Raw genomic sequence first — 26,900 nt, forward strand, 5'->3', positions numbered from 1 at the left:
AAGGCTCAGGTGGGGTCGCGGCGCGCCATCAGGTCGCTGAAGAGCTTATGTTCGCATTCCGGGTCGGAACACTTCTCGCAAGGCCATGTCCACGAGGCGGGCTTCGCATCGCGGCGGGTGCGCGTGCGGGCGCGGCCTTCGTTGCCGGCGATGGTGTTGATCGCGTTCCATGCGTTCGCCAGCCGCTCGCCGCCGCTGCCGTGCACCACGGCGTACGAGAGGCCGGCGCGCGAGAGCGCGGCGCGCACCAGCGTGTCGGTCGGCTGGCGCGCATGCGGGCCATCGCGCATGTCGTCGGCCACCCAGGGCAGGTCGAGCGCGGTGAGCAAGGTGATGGCATAGCGCCGCTGTGCGGCCAGCGCGCTGTCGTAGAGCGAGGTGTCGGCGAACAGCTGCTCGCTGTAGACCGCCGTCATGAGCGCCGTGGTATCGGCCACCACCACGCCCGTGGCGGCAGCGGCGTCGATGCGGCGCATCTGTTCGTCGGCGATGGCCTGTTGTTCGTCGGGACGCGGCGTGCGGCCTTCGCGTTCGCACCATTCGCGCAGGTACTCACCCACCAGCGTGACGGGCGTGCCGCGGTCTTGCAGGCGCTGTGCGATGGCGCGCGAAAGCTCGGTCTTGCCGGTGCTCTCGGCGCCCACGAGCGCGATGACGCAGCCGGTCGGCAGGTTCGGCGTCATGCGGGCACCACCTTCGTGGTGGCCTTCGGCAGGCGCAGCCGCCATGCCAGGAAGCCGGCCACGCTGAGCACGGCGAACACCGCGTACAGCGCTGTCGTGAGCCACAGGCCCTTGTGGATGAACAGGCCCACGCTGACGACATTGACGGCCAGCCAGATGAGCCAGTTCTCGATGAATTTGCGTCCGAGCAAAAACTGCCCGACCAGGCTCAGGCCCGTGACAAAGCCGTCCCACCAGGGCACGTCGGTGTTGGTGAAGCGGCGCAGGAAGAGGGCGACCACGGGCCACGCAATCGCGCAGGCCACGAGGGCATACGCGGTGCCGCGCGGCGACAGCCGGCTGACCCGCAAGGCGCTGCCGTCGGCGCGAAAGCCGCGCAGCCATTGCGCCCAGCCCCACAGGGCAACGAAGGCAAAGAAAACTTGAAGGGAGGCGTCGCCGTAGATGCGTGCGTTGGCGAACACCACCACGTAGAGCAGCGAGCTGACGATGGCCAGCGGCCAGCCCCAGTGGATCTCGCGCATGTTGCAGCCGACCATCGCGAGCGCGAGCACGGCGGCGACGAGTTCGAGCCAGGTGACGGGAGAACCCCACAGCGCAAAGGCGGAGGCCGAGAGAAGCTCTGGCATCGAGAAGCGGTGGCGAAGGAAAGGGTCAGTGCGCGATCTGCACGAAGACTTCGTTCGGTTTGACCATGCCGAGTTCCGCGCGGGCGCGTTCCTCGACCATCTCGAGGCCGTCTTTCAGGTCATTGACTTCGGACGCGAGCCGCTCGTTATTGAGGGCGGCCTTGGCGTTGGCGTCCTTCTGGTCGGCCAGCTGGGTTCTCAGCTGGGCGACCTCGCGCACGCTGCCGCGCCCGTTCCACAGCTGCCACTGCAGGATGACCAGCAGCAGAACCAGGATGAGAGGAGGGACGAAGCGCGCGCGCATGCAGGCTGCGAGGCGCTACTTGAGGTTGTAGAACGCGCCGCGGCCCGGGTAGACGGCGATGTCGCCGAGGTCTTCTTCGATGCGCAGCAGCTGGTTGTACTTGGCGATGCGGTCCGAACGCGACAGCGAGCCGGTCTTGATCTGGCCGGCGTTGGTGCCCACGGCGATGTCGGCGATGGTGCTGTCTTCGGTCTCGCCCGAACGGTGCGAGATGACGGCCGTGTAGCCCGCGCGCTTGGCCATCTCGATGGCGGCGAAGGTTTCGGTCAGCGTGCCGATCTGGTTGATCTTGATCAGGATCGAGTTGGCGATGCCCTTGTCGATGCCCTCTTGCAGGATCTTGGTGTTGGTGACGAACAGGTCGTCGCCCACCAGCTGCACGCGCTTGCCCAGGCGGTCGGTGAGCAGCTTCCAGCCGTCCCAGTCGCCTTCGTGCATGCCGTCTTCGATGCTGATGATCGGGTACTTGTCGACCCAGGTCGCCAGCATGTCGGCCCAGTTGCCGGCCGACAGCGTGAGGTTCTCGCCCGACAGCACGTAGTTGCCGTCCTTGTAGAACTCGCTGGCTGCGCAGTCCAGGCCCAGGGCGATCTGTTCGCCCGCAACGTAGCCGGCCTTGTCGATGGCTTCCAGGATGAGCTGGATGGCGGCTTCGTGGCTCTCGACGCTGGGGGCAAAGCCGCCTTCGTCGCCCACGGCCGTGCTGATGCCGCGGTCGCCCAGGATCTTCTTCAGGGCGTGGAACACTTCGGCGCCGTAGCGCACGGCCTCGCGGAAGCTCTTGGCGCCCACGGGGATGATCATGAACTCTTGCAGATCGAGGCTGTTGTTGGCGTGCGCGCCGCCGTTGATGACGTTCATCATCGGCACCGGCAGCTGCATGCCGCCCATGCCGCCGAAGTAGCGGTACAGCGGCAGGCCCGACTCTTCAGCCGCGGCGCGGGCCACGGCCATCGAGACGGCGAGCGTGGCGTTGGCGCCCAGGCGGGCCTTGTTGTCGGTGCCGTCCAGGTCGATCATCGTGCGATCGAGGAAGGCCTGTTCGCTGGCGTCCAGGCCCAGCACGGCTTCCGAGATCTCGGTGTTGATGTTCTCGACGGCCTTCAGCACGCCCTTGCCGAGGTAGCGGCTCTTGTCGCCGTCGCGCAGCTCGATGGCCTCGCGCGAACCGGTCGAAGCGCCCGAGGGCACGGCCGCACGGCCCATGGTGCCCGATTCGAGCAGCACGTCGCACTCGACGGTGGGGTTGCCTCGGCTGTCGAGAATTTCGCGGCCGACGATGTCAACGATTGCACTCATCTCTATCTCTTTCTCTGGGTCTCTTGGTGGAGTGGACTGGCAAAAAACGGAATCAAAGGCCTTCGACCGCGATCATGTTCATGATGGCGGCGCCGGCACGCGCTTCACGCGCCTTCAGGTATTCGGGTGTTTCGTAGAAGGCCTTGGCCTGCTCGAAGCTGGGGAATTTGAGCACGACCACGCGGGTGGGCTTCCAGTCGCCTTCGAGCGGCTGCACCTGGCCGCCGCGCACGCAGACTTCGGCGCCGTGCGCCTGCATCGCGACGCTCGACCACTTCTTGTATTCCTCGTACTGCGTCGGGTTCGTGACCTCGACGTGGGCAATGACATAACCGCTGCTCATGCTTGAAAACTGTCCTCTAGGAATGCGTTTTTCTTGGTGACCCGGTCGAGCGCCAGCAGCGTTTCGAGCAGGGCCTTCATGTGCTTGAGCGGCACGGCGTTGGGGCCGTCGCTCAGGGCTTTGTTCGGGTCGGGGTGCGTCTCCATGAAGAGGCCGGCCACGCCCACGGCCACGGCCGCACGCGAGAGCACGGGCACCATTTCGCGCTGTCCGCCCGAGCTGGTGCCCTGGCCGCCGGGGAGCTGCACCGAGTGCGTGGCGTCGAACACCACGGGCGCCTTCGTCTCGCGCATGATCGCGAGCGAGCGCATGTCCGAGACGAGGTTGTTGTAGCCGAAGCTGGCGCCGCGTTCGCAGGCCATGAAGCTGTCTTCGTCGAGGCCGGCTTCTTTGGCAGCAGCGCGGGCCTTGTCGATCACGTTCTTCATGTCGTGCGGTGCGAGGAACTGGCCCTTCTTGATGTTCACCGGCTTGCCCGACTGCGCCGCGGCGTGGATGAAGTCGGTCTGGCGGCACAGGAAGGCGGGCGTCTGCAGCACGTCGACCACCTTGGCGGCCTCGGTGATGTCTTCGTGGGTGTGCACGTCGGTCAGCACGGGCAGGCCGAGTTCGCGCTTCACCTTGGCCAGGATTTCGAGGCCCTTGTCGCGGCCCGGGCCGCGAAAGCTCGTGCCCGACGAGCGGTTGGCCTTGTCGAAGCTGCTCTTGAAGATGAACGGGATGCCCAGCGACGCCGTGATTTCCTTCAGCGTGCCGGCCGTGTCCATCTGCAGCTGCTCGGATTCGACCACGCAGGGGCCTGCGATCAGGAAGAAAGGCTGGTCCAGTCCGATGTCGAATCCGCAAAGCTTCATGCAACGGCCTTGAGCGTCTTGTTGGTGCTGCCCGCGCCCTTGTCCTTGTGGTCGAGCGCCGCCTTGATGAAGGCGTTGAACAACGGATGGCCGCCCCACGGGGTCGACTTGAACTCGGGATGGAACTGCACGCCCATGAACCACGGGTGCACGTTCTGCGGCAGCTCGACGATTTCGGTCAGGTGCTCGCGCTGCGTGAGCGCCGAGATCACGAGGCCGGCATTGCGCAGCTCGTCGAGGTAGTTGACGTTGGCTTCGTAGCGGTGGCGATGGCGCTCGGTGACCACGTCGCCGTAGATGCTGTGCGCCAGTGTGCCGGGCGTGACGTCGGAGCTCTGTGCGCCCAGGCGCATGGTGCCGCCGAGGTCGGACTTCTCGTCGCGCGTCTTCACGGTGCCGTCGCGGTCCTTCCACTCGGTGATCAGCGCGATCACGGGGGTGGGCGTTTCCGGGTCGAACTCGGTGCTGTTGGCGTTCTTGAGGCCGGCCACGTGGCGGGCGTACTCGATGGTGGCCACCTGCATGCCCAGGCAGATGCCCAGGTAGGGCACCTTCGATTCGCGGGCGAAGCGGGCGGCCGAGATCTTGCCTTCGACACCGCGCTGGCCGAAGCCACCCGGCACGAGGATGGCGTCGTATTTCGCCAGGCGCGACACGTCTTGCGCCGAGATGGTCTCGGAGTCGATGTAGTCGATCTTCACGCGCGCATGGTTCTTCATGCCGGCGTGGCGCAGTGCCTCGTTGAGCGACTTGTAGCTGTCTGACAGGTCGACGTACTTGCCGACCATGGCAATCGACACTTCCTGTTGCGGATGCTCGACCTCGTACACCAGGTCGTCCCAGCGCGTGAGCTTGGCCGGCGGCGTGTTGATGCGCAGCTTGTCGCAGATCAGGCCATCCAGGCCCTGTTCGTGCAGCATGCGGGGCACCTTGTAGATGGTGTCCACGTCCCACATGGAGATCACGCCCCATTCGGGCACGTTCGAGAACAGCGAGATCTTGGCGCGCTCGTCGTCGGGAATCGGGCGGTCGGCGCGGCACAGCAGCACGTCGGCCTGGATGCCGATGGCGCGCAGTTCCTTGGCGGTGTGCTGTGTCGGCTTGGTCTTGAGCTCGCCGGCGGCGGCGATCCAGGGCACGTACGAGAGGTGCACGAAGGCCGAGTTGTTCGGGCCGTTGCGCAGGCTCATCTGGCGCACGGCTTCGAGGAAGGGCAGCGATTCGATGTCGCCGACCGTGCCGCCGATTTCGACGATGGCCACGTCGACTTCGTGCGGGGTGCCGATGCCGGCGCCGCGCTTGATGTATTCCTGGATCTCGTTCGTGATGTGCGGAATGACCTGCACGGTCTTGCCGAGGTAGTCGCCGCGGCGTTCCTTCTCGAGCACGGTCTTGTAGATCTGACCGGTCGTGAAGTTGTTGGCCTTGCGCATGCGCGTGTTGATGAAGCGCTCGTAGTGGCCGAGGTCGAGGTCGGTCTCGGCGCCGTCATCGGTGACGAACACCTCGCCATGCTGGAACGGTGACATCGTGCCGGGGTCGACATTGATGTACGGATCGAGCTTGATGAGGGTGACTTGGAGGCCGCGCGATTCGAGGATCGCGGCGAGCGAGGCGGAGGCGATTCCCTTGCCAAGGGAAGATACGACACCACCGGTGACGAAGACAAATTTGGTCATGCCAGTTCCGGACGCGTGAATCCGGGCAGTGGGAAATTGCGATTATAGGTGTCCCCTTTGTGCCTCCACGGCCCAAGGCCATCCCATTCCTGATCTTGTCGGTATGTGAGCAACAATATGTCCCATGCAAGATCTCGCCGGCAAACACATCGTCCTCGGACTCACAGGGGGCATCGCCTGCTACAAATCGGCCGAGCTGTGCCGCCTGCTCGTGAAGGCGGGCGCCACGGTGCAGGTCGTGATGACCGAGGCGGCCGAGCAGTTCATGACGCCAGTCACGATGCAGGCGCTCTCGGGGCGCACCGTCTACACCTCGCAGTGGGACGCGCGCGAACCGAACAACATGCCGCACATCAACCTGAGCCGCGAGGCCGATGCGATCGTGCTGGCGCCGTGCAGCGCTGATTTCATTGCGCGGCTGGTGCAAGGGCGTTCCGACGAACTGCTGAGCCTGCTGTGCCTGGCGCGTCCGACCGACCGCGTGCCGCTGTTGATCGCCCCGGCCATGAACCGCGAGATGTGGGCCCATCCGGCCACGCAGCGCAACCTGATGCAGGTGGCCGCCGACGGCGCGACCGTGCTGGGCGTGGGCAGCGGCTGGCAGGCCTGCGGCGAAACCGGCGACGGGCGCATGCTCGAACCGGCGCAACTGCTCGAGGACATCACGGCCTTCTTCCAACCCAAGTTGCTTGCGGGGCAGAAGGTGCTGGTCACGGCGGGCCCGACCTTCGAGGCGCTGGACCCGATCCGCGGCATCACCAACCATTCGTCCGGCAAGATGGGTTTCGCCATCGCCCGCGCGGCGCGCGAGGCCGGTGCTGAGGTCACGCTGGTGGCCGGTCCTGTGCACCTGCCGACGCCGCGCGGCGTGAGCCGCATCGACGTGCTGTCGGCGCAGGAGATGCTCGAAGCCACGACCCGTGCGGCGCAGGTTGCTAGCATTTTCGTAGCAACAGCTGCCGTGGCCGACTGGCGTCCTGCCACGCACAGCGACCAGAAGATCAAGAAAGACGGCAGCGGCCAGACGCCGGTGCTGCACTTCGTCGAGAACCCCGACATCCTGCTCACCGTGGCCAAGAGCGAGCGCGCGCAGTCCAGGAAGCTGTTCTGCGTGGGCTTTGCCGCCGAGAGCGAGAACCTCACCGAGCACGCCAAGGCCAAGCGCGAGCGCAAGGACATTCCGCTGCTGGTGGGCAACATCGGCCCGCTGACCTTCGGACAGGACGACAACGCGCTGCTGCTGGTGGACGCCAAGGGCGTGCGCGAGCTGCCCCGCGCGCCCAAGCTCCGGCTGGCGCGCGAACTGATGACGGAAATTGCCGCGCGACTTCCCGATTGGAGGGCCTGATGAACACCGAATCGAACACACCACCCAATGGCGACTTCGCTCGCTACGTGGAGCAGCTTTCGGCGCGCGCGGGCCAGTCCACCCGTGTCCCGGGCAAGGAGTCCGAGCACGGGCTGGACGTCGGCATGACGCCTTCGCCGGGCGCGCAGGGGTCCACTGTCGCGCGGCGTGAATCGCCGAGCGGCGAAGCTGGGAAGGCAGAGGCCGGCCAGGCCATCGCCCCGGCCACGCTCAAGGTGCTGGCCGGCATGGCCGCGCTGGTGTTCCTGGTGCTGTGGGCCATCGGCGTGCCGATCTCCGTGCTGGTCCTGGGGGCCGCCGCGGCCGCCTGGTTCGGCAAGCGTTTTCTCAAGGGCCTCAACCTGAGGCCCGGGGTCGCCAAGTGGCAGCAGGTGCTTGAAGAAGCCGCCCGCAAGCAAAAAGAACAGCAACAGAAGTAAACAAGGCAGCAAGTCAGTGAAAGTAGACGTCCGAATCCTCGATCCGCGCATGGTGGATCAATTGCCCACGTATGCCACTCCCGGAAGCGCCGGCCTCGATCTGCGGGCCTGCCTCGATGCCCCGATCACGCTCGAACCCAATGCCTGGCAACTGGTGGGCACCGGCATCGCAATCCATCTGGCCGATCCGGCCTATGCGGCGCTGATCCTTCCGCGCTCGGGCCTGGGCCACAAGCACGGCATCGTGCTGGGCAACCTCGTCGGCCTGATCGACAGCGACTACCAGGGCGAGCTGAAGGTCAGCGCCTGGAACCGCAGCAACACGCCCTTCGTGTTGCAACCGATGGAACGGCTCGCCCAGCTGGTCATCGTGCCGGTGGTGCAGGCGCAGTTTCAGGTGGTCACCGAATTTGCAGCCTCGCAACGTGGCGAGGGCGGCTACGGCTCGACCGGCAAGCGCTGAGCTCTTGTGGCCCCGGCAAAGCTGAAGGGCACCTGAGTATCCAAGGCGTAAAGAGCGGAACTGCCGGCGCGCGGTTCGCCTCGAAGGTTTCAGCGTGTGTCTTTCGTCATCGCGGCTTCGGCTGAGGCGTTAGACACCAGGCAGGCATGCCGCCCCTCCGGGCGCGTGCTGTTTTCTTCGAGGAGCCTCTTTCATGAACATCTCAATGCGCTTCATTTCCGTCACGGCGTCCGTGCTCGCACTGGCCACGCTCACGGCCTGTGTCGCGCCGGCCCCGGTCTACCAGACCTCGCGCTATCCCTACCAGGCCCCGCCGCGGGCGATCCAGTACCAGGAAGCGGCCTACGTCGAGTACGGCCACGTGGCCAACATCGAGGTGCTGCGCAGCGAAACCGCAGGCGTCGGCACTACGGGTGGCGGTGCCATCGCGGGCGGCCTCATCGGCGGCGTGGTGGGCAACCAGTTCGGACGCGGCAACGGCCGTGCCGCAGCCACCGCGCTCGGCCTCGTGGGTGGCGCCTTGCTGGGCAACACCATCGAGGCCCAGCAGAACGGCCCGCGCGCCTACGAAAGCTACCGCGTCTCGGTGCAGACCGACCGGGGCGGCTACCGTGCCTTCGACGTGCAAAACCCGGGCGACCTGCGCATCGGCGACCGCGTGCGCATCGACAACGGTCACATCTCGCGCATGTAAGCGGTCGGCCGCACGCGCAAAGAAAAAAGCCGGGCAGTGCCCGGCTTTTGCTTTGATGGGATGGCGTGGTCTCAGTGCAGCATCTGGTTGCCCGGCGCCATCGGCGGCACCTTGAAGAAGGCGGTGCCTGCCGTGCCGCGGCCGACTTCTTCTTCGGTGGCTTCGCGCACCGAACGCACCGTGATGTCCAGGCGGATCGCGATGCCCGCCAGCGGGTGGTTGCCGTCGAGCACGAGGTGGTCGGGATAAATTTCGGCCACGGTGTAGATCGTGTCCTTGGGGATGCCGTCGCTCACGCCCTTGGGCAGGGCGGAGCCGTCGAAGGTCATGCCTTCCTCGGTGCCCTCAGGGAACAGCGAACGCGGCTCCAGGAAGAGCAGCTGGTCGTTGAAGTCGCCGAAGCCCTGCTCGGGTTCGATCTGCAGTTGGACGCGCGCGCCGGGCTCATGGCCCTGCAGGGCGGCCTCGATCACGTCGAAGAGGTCGTCGCCGCCCACCATGAATTCCACCGGCTCGTCGAGCACGTCCAGCACATCGCCCAGCGTGTCTTTCATGGTCCAGGTCAGGCCGACCACGCATTGTTCAGAGATTTCCATTGCAGAATTCTCCCATGGAGATCAATCAACCGCTGCCGTTGCTCGGCGGCCTGAGTCCCGCGCAGTTCATGCGCCGGTACTGGCAAAAGAAACCCCTGCTGATCCGGCAGGCCGTTCCCTCGATGGTGCCACCGATCGACCGCCCCGCGCTCTTCGCGCTGGCGGAGCGTGAGGGGGTCGAGTCCCGCCTCATCCGGCATGGAAAAGCCGGCTGGTCGCTGAAGCACGGCCCGTTGCCCCGGCGCGCGCTGCCGCCGCTGAAGCAGCCGGGCTGGACGATGCTGGTGCAGGGCGTCGACCTGCACCACGACGGCGTGCACGACCTGCTGCGGCAGTTCCGCTTCCTGCCCGACGCGCGCCTGGACGACCTGATGATCAGCTACGCGAGCGACACCGGCGGGGTCGGCCCGCATTTCGACAGCTACGACGTGTTCCTGCTGCAGGCGCAGGGCCAGCGCCGCTGGTCCATCGGCAAGCAGTCCGACCTGCGGCTGCAGCCCGACGTGCCGCTCAAGGTGCTCGAGCACTTCGAGCCCGAGCAGACCTTCGTGCTCGAGCCCGGCGACATGCTGTACCTGCCGCCGAAGTACGCCCACGACGGCGTGGCGGTGGGCGACGACTGCATGACCTACTCCATTGGGCTGCGCTCGTCCGCCGTGGGCGAGTTGGGCGCTGACCTGCTGGCGCGTGTCGCGCAGGCCTATTCGGAAGACCTGGAAGACGCCGGCCCGGCCGAACTGGCGCGCTACCGCGACCCGTCGCAACCCGCGGTCGAGGCCCCGGCCGCGATGCCGGCTGCGCTGCAGGATTTCGCGCGCAAGGCCGTCGAGGCCGCGTTGCGCGACCCCGATGCCATCGACCGCGCGCTGGGCGAATCGCTCACCGAGCCGAAGGCCAATGTCTGGTTCGGCGAGGGCGCCCAGGCGCCCGAGGTGCTGCGCGAAGTCTCGCTCGACCGGCGCACGCGCATGCTCTACGACGCGCGGCACATCTACATCAACGGCGAGAGCTTCCGCGCCGGTGGGGCCGATGCCACGCTGATGCGGCGGCTGGCCGACCAGCGTGCGCTCGGTGCGCGTGATCTGGCCCGCGCCAGCGAGGGTGCGCGGGCGCTGCTGGGCGATTGGTGCGAGGCGGGCTGGCTGCATGCTGAGTGACGGCGCCGTCCCGGTCTTGATCGAAGGCCGCTTCGACGGCCGGGAGGCGTTTGCCGACCTCGTGCGCAACGCCTTGTCTGCCGCTGCGCACCAGGGCTGGAACGAGATCGCCTTCAGCGACCCCGACTTCGCCGACTGGCCCCTGGGCGAGCGCGCGAGCATCGAGGCGCTGCAGGCCTGGTCGGCCAGCGGGCGCCGCCTGCTGCTGCTGGCGCGGCGCTTCGACCTGGTGGAGCGCGGTCATGCGCGCTTCGTGACGTGGCGCCGCACCTGGGACCACATCGTCGAATGTCGCGCGGCAGGCCGTACAGGTGCGGCCGAGGAGGTGCCCAGCGCCCTCTGGATGCCCACCTGGTGCCTGCACCGCATCGACCCCGAACGCAGCCGCGGCGTCTGCAGCAGCGAGGCGCGTGCCCGGCGGGAGCTGCGCGAAAGCTTCGATGAGTGCTGGCGCCAGGGCCGGCCGGCCTTTCCCGCCTCCACGCTCGGCTTGTAAGCCAATGCCGCAAATACACGCCCGCGACATATCCCGGCGGGGTTGGCGGTCTAGAATTTTTTGGTTCCAGACCTTCATTGCCAAAGGAGTCCTCATGAAGAAGTCGTCGTCCGTCCTGATTGCCTCGCTGATCGCCGCTGCCGCCCTGGTGGCCTGCGGAAAGAAAGAGGACGCCGCGCCTGCGGTCGTGACCCCGCCGCCCGCTCCCGTGACCGAACCCGCACCCGCCGCATCGCCGGCCGCCGCGCCTGCATCGGCACCGTCGGCCGCCGCCTCGTCGGCCCTGGACGCAGCCAACGCCGCGACCGAAGCCGCCAAGAAGGGCGAGGCACCGAAGCAGTAATTCCGCTGCACGGTCCGCACCATGCAAAAAGCCGCCTTCGGGCGGCTTTTTCATGGGGGGGGAGGGCGCTGCCCCGCCTTGTCAAACGTCGAGCCAAGGCGAGCCCTCGGCGGCGGTGGCCGTGAGCATCTCGGCCTCGTCGCCGCCCAGCGCATCGGCCATGAGGCGACGCACGATCTCGGGCCGGTTGTTCTGTTCGCTCAGGTGCGCCGCGACCACGTGGCGCAGCCCGTCGTGAAGCACGGCACGCGCGATCTCGGCGGCCGCGGTGTTCGATAGGTGGCCGTAGTTGCCGCCCACGCGCTGCTTCAGGAACGCCGGGTAGGCCGAGCCGGCGAGCAGGTCGCTGTCGTGGTTGAACTCCAGCAGCAGCGCGTGCGCGCCGCGCAGCCGGGCCAGCACATGGCTGGTGGCGTGGCCCAGGTCGGTCAGCACGCCCAGCGTGCGGTTGCCGTCGGTGCAGCGCAGCTGCAGGGGCTCGCGCGCGTCGTGGGGCACGGTGAAGGGCTGCAGGCAGAGGTCGCCGACGGTGAACTCGGCGTCGTCGCGCGCCAGGTGCAGGCGGCCTTCGTAGTCGCGGCCGCCGGTGGCAAGCCACGTACCTTTGCTCATCCAGACCGGGATGCGGTCGCGCAGCGACAGGGCATGGGCGCAACCGATGTGGTCGCCATGCTCGTGGGTGATGAAGACGGCGTCGAGGTCCGCTGCGGCCAGGCCCGCCTGGGCCAGGCGCCGGTCGAGCTGGCGAATGCCGAAGCCGCAGTCGACGAGGAGGCGGGTGGTGCGGCCGGCGCTGGTCGTCGCTTCGACCAGCGCGGCGTTGCCCGTGCTGCCGCTGCCGAGGCTTCGGAAGCGGAGCATGGGGCTTACTTCAGGTCGTCGGCGATGACCTTGACGATGCGCTGCGCGTTGGCCGAGGTTTCGGGCGCGCCGGCGTCGTTCAGGACCGAGACCGTGGTGGCTTCGCCCTGGCTCTTGACCGAGATGCGGAACTTGATCGGCGCTTCGTCCTTCTTGGAGCTGCTGAACAGCTTGCCGAAGAAGCCGTCGTCCTTCTTGTCGGGGTTCGGCGTCACATAGCGCACGAAGTAGATGCCGGCGCTGCGGTCGCGGTCTTCGACGGTGAAGCCGGTGCGGTCCAGGGCCAGGCCGACACGGCGCCATGCGCGGTCGAAGCCTTCGTTGATCTGCACGACCGGCTGGTTGCCGATGGTGGACACGGTGGCGGTCTTGGGCGTTGCGGTGGTCGCAGCGAGGATCTTCGACTGCTCTTGCGTCACGCCGAGCTTGACCATCAGGCGGCGCAGGAATTCGGTCTCGAGTTCGGGATCGCTCGGGCGGGCCTGCCACACGGTCTGGTCCTGGCGGGAGTTGTTGTAGACCTCCTGCATGCCGCGGTGGCTGATGAAGATCTCGGTGCTGCCGTTGGGGTTGCGCTCCAGGCGGGTGCGGAAGCGGTCGAGTTCGCCGGTCGAGTAGACCGAGTCGACCAGCTTGCCCAGCGTGCCGCGGATGATGTCCTGCGGCAGCTTGGCGCGGTTCTCGGCCCAGTCGGTTTCCATGATGCCCAGGTTGCGCTGGTCGGTGGTCAGCAGGAAGCCGCTTTCCTGCCAGAAGTCTTTGACAGGCTCCCAGAGCTGGTCGGGCGTGCGGTTGATGACGATCCAGCGCTGCGTGCCCGAGCGCTCCATGCGCACGTCGCCGATGTTGGCCACGGCGGTGGGAATGCCCGGTGCGTTCGCGACGCCCGCCTGGTAGGCGTTGGCGGTGACGGCACCGCCCGGCACCGCGTAGCGGTTGTCACGCGAGAGCTGCGAGAGATCGGGTGGGACTTCGAGCGTCGGGGCCTTGCCTGCGCTCTTGTAGTCGATCTTGTCGCTCTCGAGGACGGAGCAGGCGGCGAGGCTGGCAACGAGGGCCAGCAGTGCGAATCGCGAAATGTTCTTCAACGTCGTCTTCCTTGGTGGAATGGTTCGGTCAATCGATGGGCCCCAGCGCCCCGCCCTCTCTGAGCACTGTTCCGGCAAAAGGTTGCTTGACCTTGTTGCGAACAGGGAGAAGGGCAGGCGGGAACCGGTGTGATCGGTGGGAAGCTCGGTCAGTCCTTGAGCAGGCCGGTGGCGCGCAGGGCGCCCTCGACCGCTGGGCGGCTTGCTTCGCCGAGTTCCGTGAGCGGCAGCCGCAGGGCGCCGCCGCACAGACCCAGGCGGGCCATGGCCCACTTGAGCGGGATCGGGTTGGGTTCGACGAACAGGTTGCGGTGCAGCGGCATCAGTTCGAACTGGATCTGCATGGCGCGCTTCACGTCGCCGGCCAGCGCAGCCACGCACAGCTCGTGCATCTTGCGCGGCGCCACGTTGGCCGTGACGCTGATGTTGCCCTGGCCGCCGCACAGCATGAGCGCCACCGCGGTCGGGTCGTCGCCGGAGTACACGGCAAAGTTCTTCGGCAGGTCGCGAATGAGCCACTGGGCACGTTCGATGTTGCCGGTGGCTTCCTTGATGCCGATGATGCCGGGCACCTGCGCCAGGCGCAGCACGGTGTCGTGCGCCATATCGGCGACGGTGCGGCCGGGCACGTTGTACAGCACGACGGGCAGGTCGCCGACAGCTTCGGCGATGGCCTTGAAGTGCTGGTACTGGCCTTCTTGCGTGGGCTTGTTGTAGTAGGGAACGACCTGGAGTTGCGAGTCGGCGCCAACGCCTTTGGCGAACTTGGCGAGCTCGATGGCTTCCTTGGTCGAGTTCGCGCCGCAGCCGGCCATCACGGGCACGCGGCCCCGGGCTTGCTCGACGGATACGCGGATGATTTCGCAGTGCTCTTCCACATCGACCGTCGGCGATTCGCCGGTGGTGCCGACCACGCCAAGGCAGTCGGTGCCTTCGTCAATGTGCCAGTCGATGAGCCGCCGCAGGGCGGGGTAGTCGACACTGCCGTCGTCGTGCATCGGCGTGACGAGCGCGACGATGCTGCCTGTCAGTTGCTCCAAGGGAATCTCTTTGTCGGTGGACGAAAGCGGCCATTCTACTGACTCCGGCCGGGCCGGAGACAGTTGTGTCGGCCAGCTCAGCTGGCCTTCAGGAAGTGGCGCGGCGGGGCGCCCGCGGCTGCTTCGCCGGGCCGCACAGCGGCGATGCGCTGGACGAAGCGCGCCGGCTCCGGCAGGAAGCCGTCTTCATAGGCGACGACCTGCAGGCTGGCGCAGGCCCCGAGCAGTTCGCCCGGCTGCAGCAGGAAATCGGGCCGCGAGGGCTTGCCGACGGTTTCGTTGCCGGCCGCGAAGGTCTCGTACAGCAGCACGCCGCCCGGCGCCACGGCGGCCACGATGTCGGCCATGCGCGGGCGCCAGAGGTAGTTCGTGACGACCACCGCGCCGAAGCGCTGGGCCGCGAAGGGCCAGGGGCCCGATTCGATGTCGGCCGCCACCACCCGCCCGAAGGCGCCGGCCGCTTCGACGGCCTCGGGAGCGCGGTCGACACCGGTCGCCGCGTGGCCGCGCCCGGCGAACCACTGCATGTGCCGGCCCGACCCGCAGGCCACGTCGAGCACCGTGGCGTTCGGGGCGAGCAGGTGCGACCAGCGCACGATCCATTCGGAGGGCGTGGTGTTCGAATGCACGGGAATTGCTACATCTTTCATAGCTGCCTGTTCAGAAACAGGACCACACCTGGTCGACCAGCGTGACCAGGAACGCCGGATGCACGTACAGCGCGAACACGCCGCCCAGCGCCGCCAGCACGGCGGCGAGCCAGGCGGCCTGGGCCAGGTAGTGGTTGCGCGCACGGGGTGTCATGGCGGTTTTCCTTGATAGAGGCGGTCAGCCCGCCACGGCGGCCGGCCGGACCCCGCGCGCAATGGCGCTCTCCTTCACCGGCAGGTTGATCAGCGCGGCAAACACGCCCAGCGCGATCGAGATGTACCAGACGATGTTGTAGCTGCCCGTCGTGTCATACAGGAAGCCGCCGAGCCACACGCCCAGGAACGAGCCCACCTGGTGGCTCAGGAACACGAAGCCGCTGAGCATCGACAGGTGCGCCACGCCGAAGATGCCCGCCACGATGGCGTTGGTGGCCGGCACGGTCGACAGCCACAGGAAGCCCATCGCCGCCGAAAAGACGTACACGCTGAGCGGCGAGATCGGCACCAGCAGGAAGAGGGCGATCGACACCGCCCGCGCCAGGTAGATGGCCGCCAGGATCTTGGGCTTGGACAGCTTCTGCCCCAGCAGGCCGACCGTGTAGGTGCCGAACACGTTGAACAGGCCGATGAGCGCCAGCGCGTAGCCGGCCACGTCGGCCGACAGGCTCTGGTCGCGCAGGTAGGTCGGCATGTGGATGCCGATGAAGGCCAGCTGGAAGCCGCACACGAAGTAGCCCGCCATCAGCAGCCCGAAGCTCGGGTAGCGGAAGGCCTCGCCCACGGCCTGCAGCACCGACTGGTCGCGGTGGCCGGCCAGCGCCGCCGTCTTGGGTTCGCGCAGGCCGAAAGCCAGCGGGATGATCACGAGCACCACCACTGCCAGCATCGCCAGCGCGGTCTGCCAGCCGAAGGCGCCGATCAGTCGGCCCTCGATGGGCGCCATGAGGAACTGCCCGAACGAACCGGCCGCCGCGGCCACGCCCATCGCCCACGAGCGCCGCTCGGCCGGGATCTGCCGACCGATCACGCCGTAGATCACGGCGTAGGTCGAGCCCGCCTGCGCCGCGCCGATCAGCACGCCCGCGCTCAGCGTGAACAGCAGCGGCGTCGGCGAATGCGCCATGCCGAACAGGCCCAGCGCATAGAAGATCGCACCGCCGATCAGCACGCGGAACGCGCCGAAGCGGTCGGCCAGCATGCCGGCGAACACGCCGAAGATGCCCCACGACAGGTTCTGCACCGCGAGCGCGAACGAGAAGGTCTGCCGGCTCCAGTCCTGCGCCTGCGTGATGGGCTGCAGCCAGAGGCCGAAGCCGTGGCGGATGCCCATCGAGAGCGTGACGATCATGGCGCCGCAGAACAGCACCTGCTTGATCGAAAGGGTGGGGGCGGGGGAGGCGGCTTGCATCCTACGAATGTAGCGAAATGCCTGCTGCGGCAGGTGGCGTGGCGGCCAAAGCCATTGATGATTTGTGGGCGCGGTTTCGATGCGTGTACCGCATCAAACAAAGAAGGCAGGCGCGCGGCCTGCCTTCCGGTTTCAGGTGGTGGTCAGCGCGCAGGCGCCGCTGCCGCGCCGCGCGCACCCGGGAACCCGTGCTCGCAGGCCCGCCATGCGAGCACCAGCCCCGGCACCAGCAATGCAAGCAGTGACCAGGGCAGGCTGCCCGCGCCGCCGCCCTGCAGCAGCAGGCCGCCCGCCAGCCCGCCGCCCGCGATGGCGAGGTTCCAGGTCGTCACCACCATCGACTGCGCCACGTCCGCCGCATCGCCGGCCGCCTGGGCCGAGGCGGTCTGGAACAGCGTTGCCGCGCCGCCGAAGGCCAGGCCCCAGGCCGCGACCGCGAGGTACACGCCCGCCGCCGATCCGCCCGCTGCGGCGAGCATCAGCGCCGCCAGCGCGAAGGCCGCCGTGCCGGCCAGCACCAGCACGCGCAGCCAGCGGTCGATCAGCACGCCCGTGAGCCAGATGCCGCCCAGCGAGGCCGCGCCGAAGACCAGCAGCACCCGTCCGACCTGCGCGCCGAGCCCTGCGTGGGCCAGGAAGGGCGCGATGTAGGTGTAGAGGATGTTGTGCGCGAGCACGAAGGCGAACATCACGGCCAGCACCGGCCGCACGCCCGGCAGCAGGAACACGCGGCGCACGCTTTGCTGGCGTCCGGCGGCTTGGCCCGGGAAGTCGGGCACCTGCCAGCGCACCCAGCCGAGCAGCAGCACCGACAGCGCCGACATGATCAAAAAGGCCGGCCGCCAGCCAACGCTCGCCCCCAGCAGCGTGCCCGCCGGAATGCCCAGCGACAGCGCCAGCGGCGCGCCCAGCATCGCCACGGCAATGGCGCGGCCCTGCTGCGACGGCGCCACCATGCGCGCCGCGTGCCCGGCCAGCAGCGCCCACAGCAGCCCCGCGAACACGCCGGCGAAGAAGCGCGCGACCAGCGTCAGCGTGTAGTCGTGCGACAGCGCCGTCACTGTGTTGACCACCGCGAAGCCGCCGATCGCGCCCATCAGCAGCGGCCGTCGCCGCCAGCCGCGCGTGAAGGCCACCAGCGGAATGGCCGCCACCAGCGAGCCCAGCGCGTACACGGTGACGAGCTGGCCGACCAGCGCGGGCGCAACGCCCAGGTCGGCGCCGATCTGCGGCAGCAGGCCGGCGGGCATCGCCTCGGTGAGGATGGTGATGAAGCCGCCAGCCGCCAGCGCCAGCAGGCCCGAGAGGGGCAGCCGGGAGGAAGAGGTCGTGTCACGCATAGACGGCGTCCCGCAGTTCGGTGACGAAGCGGCCCGACATGCCTTCATAGAGCGTGTTCGTGAAGGCCACCACGCTCAGCCCGCGCGCCCGGTCCACGAACCAGGCGTGGCCGTAGGCACCGCCCCAGCGCCAGGTGCCGGGCGATTCGGGCGTCTGCGTGGGCTGCGGGTCGTGCAGCACCGAGAAGCCCAGGCCGAAGCCCCAGCCCGGCGCATCCGCCGGCCCCCAGTCACCCGTGTGGTTGCGGCCCATCGCGTCGACGGTGGTGGCGTGCAGCAGCGGGGCGCCGCCGGTGCGCAGTGTTTCGAGCAGGCGCAAAAAGTCGCCCGCGCTGCCGACCATGCCGGCGCCGCCCGAGGGCCAGGCGCTGGCGTCGAAGGCGCGCGCCGGATCGAAACGGATGCCGACAGCGCCCTCGAACGGCGTGGCCACGACGGGGCCGTCCATGCGTCGCGACGGCGTGGCGCCAGGGCCGTTCACGTAGGGCGTGGCGAGCCGCAGGTCGCCGGGTGCGGCAGCGAAGCCCGTGTCGTGCATCTGCAGCGGCGCGGTCACCAGCGTGCGCACCGCCTCGGGCAGCGGCAGGCCGCTGGCCGCCTCGACCACCGCGCCAATCACGTCGATGGCCAGCGAATAGAGCCAGCCCGTGCCGGGCGGGTACAGCAACGGCACGCCGGCCAGGCGCTGCAGGTTGCCGGCCAGCGTGAGGCCCTCGTCGCGGTCCATGCCGTCCGACACGCCGGCGCGCGCGTACGGGCCGTCCTCCGAGCTTTCGAAGAAGCGGTAGCCCAGCCCGGCCGTGTGGGTCAGCAGCTGCCGCGGCGTGATGACGGCTTCGCCGCCACCAGCATCCTCAGGCAGGCGAGGGCGGAAGTCCGGCAGCCAGCGCGTCACCGGATCGTCCAGGCTCAGGCGGCCCTGGTCCACGAGCACCATCGCGGCGGTCGAGACGATCGGCTTGGACACCGAGGCCAGCCGGAACAGCGCGTCCTCATGCATCGGCCGGCCGGCCTCGCGGTCGGCCAGTCCGGCGGCGCGCCGATGGACGAGGCGCCCGCCGTGGCGCACCAGCACCACGGCGCCGACCAGACGCTGTTCGGCAAGCGCGCGGTCGATGGCGGCGTCGATGCGCGATGGGTCCGGGCCCGGCCAGGCCGGGGCAAAAGTGGGGGAAATGTCGAGGAGAAAGGTCATGCGGCCCACGATAGAAAGAAGCCGACTTCGGATAAAGACGGCTACAGTTCCGATCAATGCGGACATCGAAGTCCGTAATGGAGATTCCCCATGGACAGCCTCAGCGGCTTCGCCGTCTTCGTTCAGGTCGCCGAGACCCGCAGCTTCGTGGCGGCCGGGCGCGCGCTCGGCGTGTCGGCCTCGGCCGTGGGCAAGCGCGTGGCACGGCTCGAGGAGCGGCTGGGCGTGCGCCTGTTCCACCGCAGCACGCGCAGCATCACGCTCACCGCCGAGGGCGCGCTGTTCCTGGCGCGCAGCCGCCGCGTGCTGGCCGAGATCGAGGCCGCCGAGCAGGAGCTGTCGCACGCCGCCGAGGCGCCGCGCGGGCGGCTGCGCGTGAGCCTGCCGCTGGTCAGCTCGCTGGTGCTGCCGGTGCTGGCCGACTTCATGGCCGCCTACCCAGCGATCGAGCTCGACCTCGACTTCAGCGACCGGCTCGTCGACGTCATCGAGGAAGGCTTCGACGCCGTGGTGCGCACCGGCGAGCCCGCGGATTCACGGCTGTCGTCGCGCCAGCTCGGCGAGTTCTCGCAGCTGCTCGTGGCCTCGCCCGGCTACCTGGCGCGCCACGGCACGCCCGCCTCGCCGGACGACCTGGCCCGGCACGCCTGCCTGCACTACCGCTACCCGGCGACGGGCAAGGTGGAGGTCTGGCCGCTGGCGCCCGGGCCCGACGGCGGCGAGGTGCGCCCGCCGGTCTCGATGATCTGCAACAACATCGAGACCCGCCTGTGCTTTGCGCTGCGCGGGCGCGGTATTGCCTGCCTGCCCGACTTCAGCGTGCGCGCTGCCTTGGCCGAGGGCACGCTGCAGACGGTGCTGACCGACCATCTGCTGCGGCCCCGTACCATCGCGTTCCGCGTGCTGTGGCCGTCGGGGCGCCATCCGTCGCCCAAGCTGCGGGCGTTCATCGACTTCCTGGGCGCGCGGATGTTCGGCCCGCCCGTAGAAATCAGCGCCTGATGTGCGAAAAGACCGAAGCCGGTGCCTGTATGGGTATCCAGTCATTTCAACCCAACTGACTACAATCCGCCCCCATGGCGACTTCCCCCAAGACATCTTCAGACTCCGCTTCCGGCTATTCGGAAGGCTCCATCCGCGTGCTCAAGGGCCTCGAGCCCGTGAAGCAGCGCCCGGGCATGTACACCCGGACCGACAACCCCCTGCACATCATTCAGGAAGTGCTGGACAACGCCGCCGACGAAGCGCTGGCGGGCTACGGCAAGAAGATCAAGGTCACGCTGCACACCGACGGCTCGGTCAGCATCGAGGACGACGGCCGCGGCATTCCGTTCGGCATGCACCCTGAAGAACAGGCGCCCGTGGTCGAGCTGGTGTTCACCCGGCTGCACGCCGGCGGCAAGTTCGACAAGGGCTCGGGCGGCGCCTACAGCTTCTCTGGCGGCCTGCACGGCGTGGGTGTGTCGGTGACCAATGCGCTGTCCAAGCGCCTCGAAGTGACCTCGCACCGTGAAGGCTCGATCGCCAAGCTGGCCTTCAGCGCCGGCGACGTGATCGAGGCGCTCGAAATCCGCAAGCTCGAAGCGGGCGAGCGCAAGCAGGGCACCACCGTGCGCGCCTGGCCCGACGCCAAGTACTTCGAAACCGCCGCGCTGCCCATGGGCGAACTCACGCACCTGCTGCGCAGCAAGGCCGTGCTGATGCCCGGCGTGAGCGTCACGCTGGTGAATGAGAAGACCGGGGAAAGCCAGCAGTGGCTCTACAAGGGCGGCCTGAGCGACTACCTCATGCAGACGCTCAACGGCGACCCGGTCATTCCGCTGTTCGAAGGCAGCGGCCATGCCGACAAGAACGCCGACAACTTCGCCGAAGGCGAAGGCGCCGACTGGTGCGTGGCCTTCACCGAAGACGGCCAGCCGGTGCGCGAGAGCTACGTCAACCTGATTCCCACCAGCGCCGGTGGCACGCACGAAAGCGGTCTGCGCGACGGCCTCTTCACCGCGGTGAAGAGCTTCATCGAGCTGCACTCGCTGCTGCCCAAGGGCGTGAAGCTCCTGCCCGAAGACGTGTTTGCGCGCGCCTCGTACGTGCTCAGCGCGAAGGTGCTCGACCCGCAGTTCCAGGGCCAGATCAAGGAACGCCTGAATTCGCGCGACGCCGTGCGCCTGGTGTCCAGCTTCGTGCGCCCCACGCTCGAGCTGTGGCTCAACCAGCACGTCGACTACGGCAAGAAGCTGGCCGAGCTGGCCATCAAGGCCGCGCAGACGCGCCAGCGCGCCGGCCAGAAGGTCGAGAAGCGCAAGGGCTCCGGCGTGGCCGTGTTGCCCGGCAAGCTGACCGACTGCGAGAGCAAGGACATCAGCCACAACGAAGTGTTCCTGGTCGAGGGCGACTCCGCCGGCGGCAGCGCCAAGATGGGCCGCGACAAGGAAAGCCAGGCCATCCTGCCGCTGCGCGGCAAGGTGCTCAACACCTGGGAAGTGGAGCGCGACCGCCTGTTCGCCAACACCGAAATCCACGACATCTCGGTGGCCGTGGGCGTCGATCCGCACGGCCCCACTGACACGCCCGACATGAGCGGCCTGCGCTACGGCAAGATCTGCATCCTGTCGGACGCCGATGTGGACGGCTCGCACATCCAGGTGCTGCTGCTCACGCTGTTCTTCCGGCACTTTCCCAAGCTCATCGAAGCCGGCCACGTGTATGTCGCAAAGCCGCCATTGTTCCGGGTCGATGCGCCCGCGCGTGGCAAGAAGCCGGCCTCCAAGGTCTACGCGCTGGACGAAGGCGAACTCACCGCCACGCTCGACAAATTGCGCAAGGATGGCGTGCGCGAAGGCGCCTGGAGCATCAGCCGCTTCAAGGGCCTGGGTGAAATGAACGCGGAACAATTGTGGGAAACCACGCTCAATCCGGACACGCGTCGCCTGATGAAGGTCCAATTGGGCCGGTTCGACTTTTCGTCCACCCAGGGCGAGATCACCAAGCTGATGGGCAAGGGCGAAGCGGCGGCGCGGCGCGAGCTCATGGAATTGCGCGCAGACGACGTCGACATCGACGTCTGAGTTTTCCCTTTTCTTTCCTTCTTCTCACACGCATGTCGGTTTTCAAGCGTTCGCTGTGGTTGGTCTTTTTGCTGTGCATGCAGCAGGGGCTCGCGCACGCCGCCGACATTTACGGCTACATCGACAGCAACGGCGTGGCCCACTTCGCGGCCGAGAAGGTCGACGAGCGTTACAAGATCTTCTTCCAGGGCGGCCAGAGCTTCGACACCGCCAAGGGCATTTCGCCGCTGGGCCGTGGCGGCGGCATAAACCGCCGGCTCGACGGCAAGGTGTCGTCGGCGTCGCAGAACCTGCTGGCCATGTTCGAGGCCTCGCCCGGCTACAAGACCGCCAAGTCGGCGCTGCGCGATGCGTCGAGCAAGCACGCCATCGACTACGAGCTGCTGCAGGCGCTGGTCGCCACCGAATCGGGCTTCGACGCCAGGGCCGTCTCGCCCAAGGGCGCGATGGGGCTCATGCAGCTCATGCCCGCCACTGCGCAGCGCTACGGCGTGGCGACGGACAAGCGCGGCACCATCGAGAAAAAGCTGTTCGACCCGCACATCAACATCGCCGCCGGCTCGCGCTACCTGCGCGACCTGATCGCCATGTTCCCGGGGCAGATCGAGCTCGCACTGGCCGCCTACAACGCGGGCGAGGGCGCGGTGCAGCGGGCGGGCAACAAGATCCCGAACTACAAGGAAACGCAGAACTACGTGCAGACCGTGCTGCAGCTGTATGCGTACCTGAAGCCCTCGGCCGTGACGGTGGGCGGCAACCTGCGCAGCGGCACGGGCAGCAGCGGTGGCGGCAAGACGCCGGGGCGCATCCGCATGGAGATGTCGGTGCCCAAGGGCGGCGCGATCGGCCGCGGCAATATGCCGTCCGAGTCGCCGCGCAACGTGCCGACGATGCCCGAGGTTCCCGAGCTGTCCGACGTGCCGACCGGCGCAGCCGAGCCGGGCGACGCTTCGCCGCCGTCTCCGTTGTCCTGACGCCGAAGACCGCGATGCACCCCTCTTTCACTTCGGGCTGAGCGCACCACGCACGCAGCCCCACGCAACTGTTTTCTTTCTCTCTTCTTCATGGACGACTCTCAACCTCCGCTCGACCTTGCAGGCCCCACCGACGGCGACACCACCCTCACGCTGGCCGACTACGCGCAGACCGCCTACCTTGAATACGCCCTGAGCGTGGTCAAGGGCCGCGCGCTGCCCGATGTGTCCGACGGCCAGAAGCCGGTGCAGCGGCGCATCCTGTACTCGATGTCGCGCATGGGCCTGGGCTTCGGCGGCACCAACGGCACCGTGGGCGCCAAGCCCGTGAAGAGCGCGCGCGTCGTCGGCGACGTGCTTGGCCGCTTCCACCCGCACAGCGACCAGGCCGCGTACGACGCGCTGGTGCGCATGGCGCAAGACTTTTCGCAGCGCTATCCGCTGGTCGACGGCCAGGGCAACTTCGGCAGCCGCGACGGCGACGGCGCCGCGGCCATGCGCTACACCGAAGCGCGCCTGGCGCGCATCACCAGCCTGCTGCTCGACGAGATCGACGAAGGCACGGTCGACTTCATTCCCAACTACGACGGCAGCACCGAAGAGCCGCGCCTGCTGCCCGCGCGGCTGCCGTTCACGCTGCTCAATGGCGCCAGCGGCATCGCCGTGGGCCTGGCCACCGAAATCCCGAGCCACAACCTGCGCGAAATTGCCGATGCCTGCGTGGCGCTGATCAAGTCGAACGGCAAGCTCAGCGAAGAAGAACTGCTGGCGATCGTGCCCGGCCCCGACTACCCGGGCGGCGCGCAGATCATCAGTGGCGCCAGCGACATCGCCGACGCCTACCGCACCGGCCGCGGCTCGCTCAAGGTGCGCGCGCGCTGGACGATCGAAGACCTCGCGCGCGGCCAGTGGCAGCTCGTGGTCAACGAACTGCCGCCGGGCGTCAGCACGCAGAAGGTACTCGAAGAGATCGAGGAAATCACCAACCCGAAGGTCAAGGCCGGCAAGAAGGCACTGAGTGCCGACCAGACGCAACTGAAGGCCGCGATGCTGTCGATGCTCGACGTGGTGCGCGACGAGTCGAGCAAGGACGCCGCCGTGCGCCTGGTGTTCGAGCCCAAGACCTCGCGCATCAGCCAGGACGAGTTCGCGACCACGCTGCTCGCGCAGACCTCGCTCGAGACGTCGTCGTCGATCAACCTCACGATGGTCGGCATCGACGGCAAGCCGACGCAGAAGTCGCTGCGCCAGATGCTCAACGAGTGGATCGCGTTCCGCGAGATCACCGTCGAGAAGCGTTCGCGGTTCCGCCTGAACAAGGTCATGGATCGCATCCACATCCTCGAGGGTCGGCAGCTGGTGCTGCTGAACATCGACGAGGTCATCGCCATCATCCGCGCGGCCGAAGACCCCAAGGCTGCGCTCATTGCGCGCTTCAACCTCAGCGACATCCAGGCAGAAGACATTCTTGAAATCCGGCTGCGCCAGCTTGCGCGGCTGGAGGCCATCAAGATCCAGCAGCAACTCGATGAGTTGCGCTTGGAACAGAAAAAACTCGAAGACATCCTCTCCAGCCCGGCCACGCTGCGCCGCCTGCTGGTGAAGGAAATCGAGGCCGACGCCAAGACCTTCGAAGACCCGCGCCGCACGCTCATCCAGGCCGAGAAGCGCGCCGTGGCCGAGGTGAAGGTGGTCGACGAGCCCGTCACCGTGATCGTGTCGCAGAAGGGCTGGGTGCGCGCGCAGAAGGGCTGGGCCAGCGAGAAGGCGGCCGGCAACGGAGGCACTGCGCCCGAGTACAGCTTCAAGTCGGGCGACACGCTCTACGGCGCCTTCGAATGCCGCAGCGTCGACACGCTGCTGGTCTTCGGCAGCGCGAAGGACAAGAGCGTGCGCGTCTACACCGTGCCCGTGGCCTCGCTGCCCGGCGCGCGCGGCGACGGCCAGCCCGTCACCACGCTCATCGAGCTCGATGCCGGCACGCACGTCACGCATTTCTTCGCGGGCCCGGTGGGCGCCTGCGTGCTGCTCGCCAACACGGGCGGCTACGGCTTCATGGCCACCGTCGAGAACATGATGTCGCGCCAGCGCGGCGGCAAGGCCTTCATCGACGTGGGCGAGGGCGAGCAGCTGTGCCGTCCGTCGCTGGTGGGTGGCGCGAGCGGGGCCGAGCCGATGCCGGCCGCCACGCACGTGGCCTGCGCCTCGAGCGGCAAGCGCATCCTGACCTTCGACATCGCCGAACTCAAGAGCCTGCCCAAGGGTGGTCGCGGCCTGACGCTGATCGACCTGGAGCCCAAGGACACGCTGGCCGGCGCGGTGGCCTACACGCGCAGCGTGCGCATCGAAGGCGTCGCCCGCGGCGGCAAGGAGCGCGAAGAAACGCTCGAGATCCGATCGCTCAACAACGCGATGGGCACGCGCGGGCGCAAGGGCAAGGTGGCCGACCTCGGGTTCACGCCGGCAAGCGTGCTGCGGGTGCTCTGATGCTGGGCGGCATCGACATCAGCATCCTCGGCGTGATCCTCGCCGTGGTCACGGGCTTCGGCAGCTACATCCTGGGGCGCCGCATGCGCGAGAAGCGGCAGGGCAAGCGGCGCGCGAAAGACCGCGCCATCGCGCAGGCCAACGAGACGCGTCAGGTGCGCCGCGCGCGCGAGCGGCGCGAGCAGGAAGGCAAGTAAGTCGGTCGGCGGGAGGGCTCACCAGCCCTCGTAGCCGCCGACGTTCTCGCGCGTCACGAGCTTCGACGGCAACAGCAGCACGCGCTGCTGCGGCGGCGCCTGGCCTGCCAGCAGCTTCAACCCGATCTCGGCCGCCCGTTGGCCCATCAACGCGGGCGACTGCGTCGCGCTGCCGGCGATCAGTGTGGACGGGTCGCGCAGGCGTTGCACCACCTCCGGCGAGCCATCCATCGCCGTGATGACGATGTCGCGGCGCCCCGCGACCTGGGCCGCCATTTCCGCGCCGATGCCGCACAGGTCGTTGATGGCGAACACGCCCGACAGCTTCGGGTGCTGTGCGAGCAGCCGGGTCATCTGCTCGACGCCGCCGTCCTTGGTGGCACCGCCGTTCAATGCCATCGGCACGACACGCACGCCGGGCGCGGCGCCCAGTGCTTCGCGGCAGCCGCTCACACGGCCGACAGCCGCAGTGTTCGGGGGGCCGTCGATGATCGCCACTTCGCCCTTGCCGCCGAGCGTGCGCACCAGATGTTCACAGGCCAGCTTGCCCGCCGCGCGGCTGTCGGTCACCACGGCCGCATCGGCGCCTTGCACGAGCGCATCGACCGCCACGACCTTGATGCCGGCCGCGCGCGCCTCAGCGACGCGGGCGTTGAGGCTGGTCGAATCGACCGGCGTCACGATCACGAGCTGCACGCGCTGGCGGATCATTTCCTTGAGCTGCTCGTCCTGCCGCTGCGGATCGAACCCGCTCGACACGACGGTGATGTGCGCGGCGCGCTGCCTTCCGTCGGCCAGCGTCGTTTCCACTGCGCGGGCGATGTGGGCAAAGAAGGGGTTGCGCAGATCGCTGACAAGCACGCCGACACGCGGGCCTTTGCCAGGGTCGCCGTGGGTCGCGAGTGCGCTGCCGGCGAGGCCCATGCCGAGAACGACTGCCAGCAGCCAGATGCGCGGGCGTCGTTTCGTGAGCAGGGATGCAAGGGGCATCGTCGAGAGCGGAAGCAGTGAGCGGGATTCGATGATGACAGGTTCGATGCGTCCTGACACCCCTCGCGCAGGCACTGTGCGCGGGTGCTACCGGCATCGGTGGTCATCGGCGCGGAGCGGCATGCGCCGTGGTGCGCGCGCACCCTTCGAAAGTGCTCGAACCAATGTCCAGGCGCCTCCGAAGGGTGGTTGCTTCTACCGCGGTGACGGGGCCTCACGTCGCACCGGTTCCTGTTGTCGTCGTGCTCCCTGTGGCTGCTGCCTTGCAGACGATCTG

General features: G+C 68.0%; 29 protein-coding genes. 12 read left to right on the forward strand and 17 right to left on the reverse strand.

The window, feature by feature from the left end; genetic code table 11:
• Positions 1-5: 5 nt before the first annotated feature.
• From CLU95_RS26145 to CLU95_RS26175, 7 genes are read right to left on the reverse strand one after another with little or no spacing between them, the layout of a single operon-like run.
• Positions 6-683, reverse strand: a complete 678-nt coding sequence (locus CLU95_RS26145) for an AAA family ATPase (protein WP_099796282.1) — start codon at positions 681-683, stop codon at positions 6-8.
• Positions 680-1,312, reverse strand: coding sequence for a nicotinamide riboside transporter PnuC (gene pnuC, locus CLU95_RS26150; protein ID WP_099796283.1), 633 nt, complete (start codon positions 1,310-1,312; stop codon positions 680-682). The genes CLU95_RS26145 and pnuC overlap by 4 nt, the downstream gene beginning before the upstream one ends.
• 25 nt (positions 1,313-1,337) lie before the next feature.
• Entirely contained in the window at positions 1,338-1,616 is a 279-nt protein-coding gene (ftsB, locus tag CLU95_RS26155; protein WP_070059525.1) for a cell division protein FtsB, read from the reverse strand.
• 15 nt (positions 1,617-1,631) lie between these two features.
• Positions 1,632-2,915 carry a phosphopyruvate hydratase gene (gene eno / locus CLU95_RS26160; RefSeq protein ID WP_099796284.1) on the reverse strand — a complete coding sequence of 428 codons (1,284 nt, stop codon included), beginning with the start codon at positions 2,913-2,915 and terminating at the stop codon, positions 1,632-1,634.
• Positions 2,916-2,967: 52 nt separating this feature from the next.
• Positions 2,968-3,258 carry a DUF1330 domain-containing protein gene (locus CLU95_RS26165; RefSeq protein ID WP_056583246.1) on the reverse strand — a complete coding sequence of 97 codons (291 nt, stop codon included), beginning with the start codon at positions 3,256-3,258 and terminating at the stop codon, positions 2,968-2,970.
• The gene (gene kdsA / locus CLU95_RS26170) at positions 3,255-4,112 is read right to left on the reverse strand and encodes a 3-deoxy-8-phosphooctulonate synthase (RefSeq protein ID WP_099796285.1); all 858 of its coding nucleotides are present in this window, start codon (positions 4,110-4,112) and stop codon (positions 3,255-3,257) included. The genes CLU95_RS26165 and kdsA overlap by 4 nt, the downstream gene beginning before the upstream one ends.
• On the reverse strand, positions 4,109-5,791 hold the full coding sequence (locus CLU95_RS26175) for a CTP synthase (protein ID WP_099796286.1): 1,683 nt from the start codon (positions 5,789-5,791) through the stop codon (positions 4,109-4,111). Before CLU95_RS26175 ends, kdsA begins: the two co-directional genes overlap by 4 nt.
• Before the next feature lie 124 nt (positions 5,792-5,915).
• On the opposite strand from CLU95_RS26175, the gene coaBC reads away from it, so the two are divergent.
• The 4 genes from coaBC (at position 5,916) to CLU95_RS26195 (ending at position 8,736) form a co-directional block, all read left to right on the forward strand.
• Positions 5,916-7,139, forward strand: coding sequence for a bifunctional phosphopantothenoylcysteine decarboxylase/phosphopantothenate--cysteine ligase CoaBC (coaBC, locus tag CLU95_RS26180; RefSeq protein ID WP_099796287.1), 1,224 nt, complete (start codon positions 5,916-5,918; stop codon positions 7,137-7,139).
• Positions 7,139-7,579, forward strand: coding sequence for a hypothetical protein (locus tag CLU95_RS26185; protein WP_099797486.1), 441 nt, complete (start codon positions 7,139-7,141; stop codon positions 7,577-7,579). Before coaBC ends, CLU95_RS26185 begins: the two co-directional genes overlap by 1 nt.
• Positions 7,580-7,595: 16 nt before the next feature.
• A complete protein-coding gene (dut, locus tag CLU95_RS26190; protein WP_099796288.1) occupies positions 7,596-8,042 on the forward strand; it encodes a dUTP diphosphatase in 447 nt (148 codons plus the stop codon).
• A gap of 193 nt (positions 8,043-8,235) precedes the next feature.
• Positions 8,236-8,736, forward strand: a complete 501-nt coding sequence (locus CLU95_RS26195) for a glycine zipper 2TM domain-containing protein (protein WP_062474665.1) — start codon at positions 8,236-8,238, stop codon at positions 8,734-8,736.
• A gap of 71 nt (positions 8,737-8,807) precedes the next feature.
• On the opposite strand, the gene CLU95_RS26200 is transcribed toward CLU95_RS26195, so the two are convergent.
• Entirely contained in the window at positions 8,808-9,332 is a 525-nt protein-coding gene (locus CLU95_RS26200) for an FKBP-type peptidyl-prolyl cis-trans isomerase (protein WP_099796289.1), read from the reverse strand.
• Positions 9,333-9,346: 14 nt separating this feature from the next.
• Between CLU95_RS26200 and CLU95_RS26205 the strand changes: the two genes are divergently transcribed.
• The 3 genes from CLU95_RS26205 (at position 9,347) to CLU95_RS26215 (ending at position 11,328) form a co-directional block, all read left to right on the forward strand.
• Complete coding sequence (locus CLU95_RS26205) at positions 9,347-10,489, forward strand: JmjC domain-containing protein (RefSeq protein WP_099796290.1); 1,143 nt, start codon at positions 9,347-9,349, stop codon at positions 10,487-10,489.
• Positions 10,479-10,985: a hypothetical protein gene (locus tag CLU95_RS26210; protein ID WP_099796291.1), complete on the forward strand. Its 507-nt coding sequence runs from the start codon at positions 10,479-10,481 to the stop codon at positions 10,983-10,985. The genes CLU95_RS26205 and CLU95_RS26210 overlap by 11 nt, the downstream gene beginning before the upstream one ends.
• 94 nt (positions 10,986-11,079) lie before the next feature.
• Positions 11,080-11,328 carry a hypothetical protein gene (locus CLU95_RS26215; RefSeq protein ID WP_099796292.1) on the forward strand — a complete coding sequence of 83 codons (249 nt, stop codon included), beginning with the start codon at positions 11,080-11,082 and terminating at the stop codon, positions 11,326-11,328.
• Between the two features lie 81 nt (positions 11,329-11,409).
• Here the strand turns inward: CLU95_RS26215 and CLU95_RS26220 are convergent, their stop codons facing one another.
• From CLU95_RS26220 to CLU95_RS26250, 8 genes are all read right to left on the reverse strand, one after another.
• The gene (locus CLU95_RS26220; RefSeq protein ID WP_099796293.1) at positions 11,410-12,189 is read right to left on the reverse strand and encodes an MBL fold metallo-hydrolase; all 780 of its coding nucleotides are present in this window, start codon (positions 12,187-12,189) and stop codon (positions 11,410-11,412) included.
• A 5-nt stretch (positions 12,190-12,194) separates the two neighbouring features.
• Entirely contained in the window at positions 12,195-13,277 is a 1,083-nt protein-coding gene (bamC, locus tag CLU95_RS26225) for an outer membrane protein assembly factor BamC (protein ID WP_099796294.1), read from the reverse strand.
• Positions 13,278-13,426: 149 nt separating this feature from the next.
• On the reverse strand, positions 13,427-14,323 hold the full coding sequence (dapA, locus tag CLU95_RS26230) for a 4-hydroxy-tetrahydrodipicolinate synthase (RefSeq protein ID WP_373670073.1): 897 nt from the start codon (positions 14,321-14,323) through the stop codon (positions 13,427-13,429).
• Positions 14,324-14,394: 71 nt separating this feature from the next.
• Positions 14,395-14,967, reverse strand: coding sequence for a class I SAM-dependent methyltransferase (locus tag CLU95_RS26235; RefSeq protein WP_099796296.1), 573 nt, complete (start codon positions 14,965-14,967; stop codon positions 14,395-14,397).
• A gap of 10 nt (positions 14,968-14,977) precedes the next feature.
• Positions 14,978-15,121: a hypothetical protein gene (locus CLU95_RS30955; RefSeq protein ID WP_180288673.1), complete on the reverse strand. Its 144-nt coding sequence runs from the start codon at positions 15,119-15,121 to the stop codon at positions 14,978-14,980.
• A gap of 24 nt (positions 15,122-15,145) precedes the next feature.
• Complete coding sequence (locus CLU95_RS26240) at positions 15,146-16,375, reverse strand: MFS transporter (RefSeq protein ID WP_099796297.1); 1,230 nt, start codon at positions 16,373-16,375, stop codon at positions 15,146-15,148.
• A 143-nt stretch (positions 16,376-16,518) separates the two neighbouring features.
• Complete coding sequence (locus tag CLU95_RS26245) at positions 16,519-17,715, reverse strand: MFS transporter (RefSeq protein ID WP_099796298.1); 1,197 nt, start codon at positions 17,713-17,715, stop codon at positions 16,519-16,521.
• Positions 17,708-18,910, reverse strand: coding sequence for a serine hydrolase domain-containing protein (locus CLU95_RS26250; RefSeq protein ID WP_099796299.1), 1,203 nt, complete (start codon positions 18,908-18,910; stop codon positions 17,708-17,710). Before CLU95_RS26250 ends, CLU95_RS26245 begins: the two co-directional genes overlap by 8 nt.
• A gap of 90 nt (positions 18,911-19,000) precedes the next feature.
• Here CLU95_RS26250 and CLU95_RS26255 point away from each other — a divergent pair, with 90 nt between their 5' ends.
• The 5 genes from CLU95_RS26255 (at position 19,001) to CLU95_RS26275 (ending at position 25,633) form a co-directional block, all read left to right on the forward strand.
• Positions 19,001-19,912, forward strand: coding sequence for a LysR family transcriptional regulator (locus CLU95_RS26255; RefSeq protein WP_099796300.1), 912 nt, complete (start codon positions 19,001-19,003; stop codon positions 19,910-19,912).
• Positions 19,913-19,986: 74 nt separating this feature from the next.
• Positions 19,987-21,975 (forward strand): DNA topoisomerase IV subunit B, encoded by a 1,989-nt coding sequence (locus CLU95_RS26260; protein ID WP_099796301.1) that lies wholly within the window; start codon positions 19,987-19,989, stop codon positions 21,973-21,975.
• A gap of 32 nt (positions 21,976-22,007) precedes the next feature.
• Positions 22,008-22,949, forward strand: a complete 942-nt coding sequence (locus tag CLU95_RS26265; protein ID WP_099796302.1) for a lytic transglycosylase domain-containing protein — start codon at positions 22,008-22,010, stop codon at positions 22,947-22,949.
• A 90-nt stretch (positions 22,950-23,039) separates the two neighbouring features.
• Positions 23,040-25,436 carry a DNA topoisomerase IV subunit A gene (gene parC, locus CLU95_RS26270; RefSeq protein WP_099796303.1) on the forward strand — a complete coding sequence of 799 codons (2,397 nt, stop codon included), beginning with the start codon at positions 23,040-23,042 and terminating at the stop codon, positions 25,434-25,436.
• The gene (locus tag CLU95_RS26275) at positions 25,436-25,633 is read left to right on the forward strand and encodes a hypothetical protein (RefSeq protein ID WP_225617000.1); all 198 of its coding nucleotides are present in this window, start codon (positions 25,436-25,438) and stop codon (positions 25,631-25,633) included. Before parC ends, CLU95_RS26275 begins: the two co-directional genes overlap by 1 nt.
• Before the next feature lie 18 nt (positions 25,634-25,651).
• Here the strand turns inward: CLU95_RS26275 and CLU95_RS26280 are convergent, their stop codons facing one another.
• Positions 25,652-26,623, reverse strand: coding sequence for an ABC transporter substrate-binding protein (locus tag CLU95_RS26280; protein ID WP_099796304.1), 972 nt, complete (start codon positions 26,621-26,623; stop codon positions 25,652-25,654).
• Positions 26,624-26,900 lie beyond the last annotated feature (277 nt).

Origin of the sequence: Variovorax sp. 54, assembly GCF_002754375.1 — a bacterium.
Taxonomy (GTDB): domain Bacteria; phylum Pseudomonadota; class Gammaproteobacteria; order Burkholderiales; family Burkholderiaceae_C; genus Variovorax.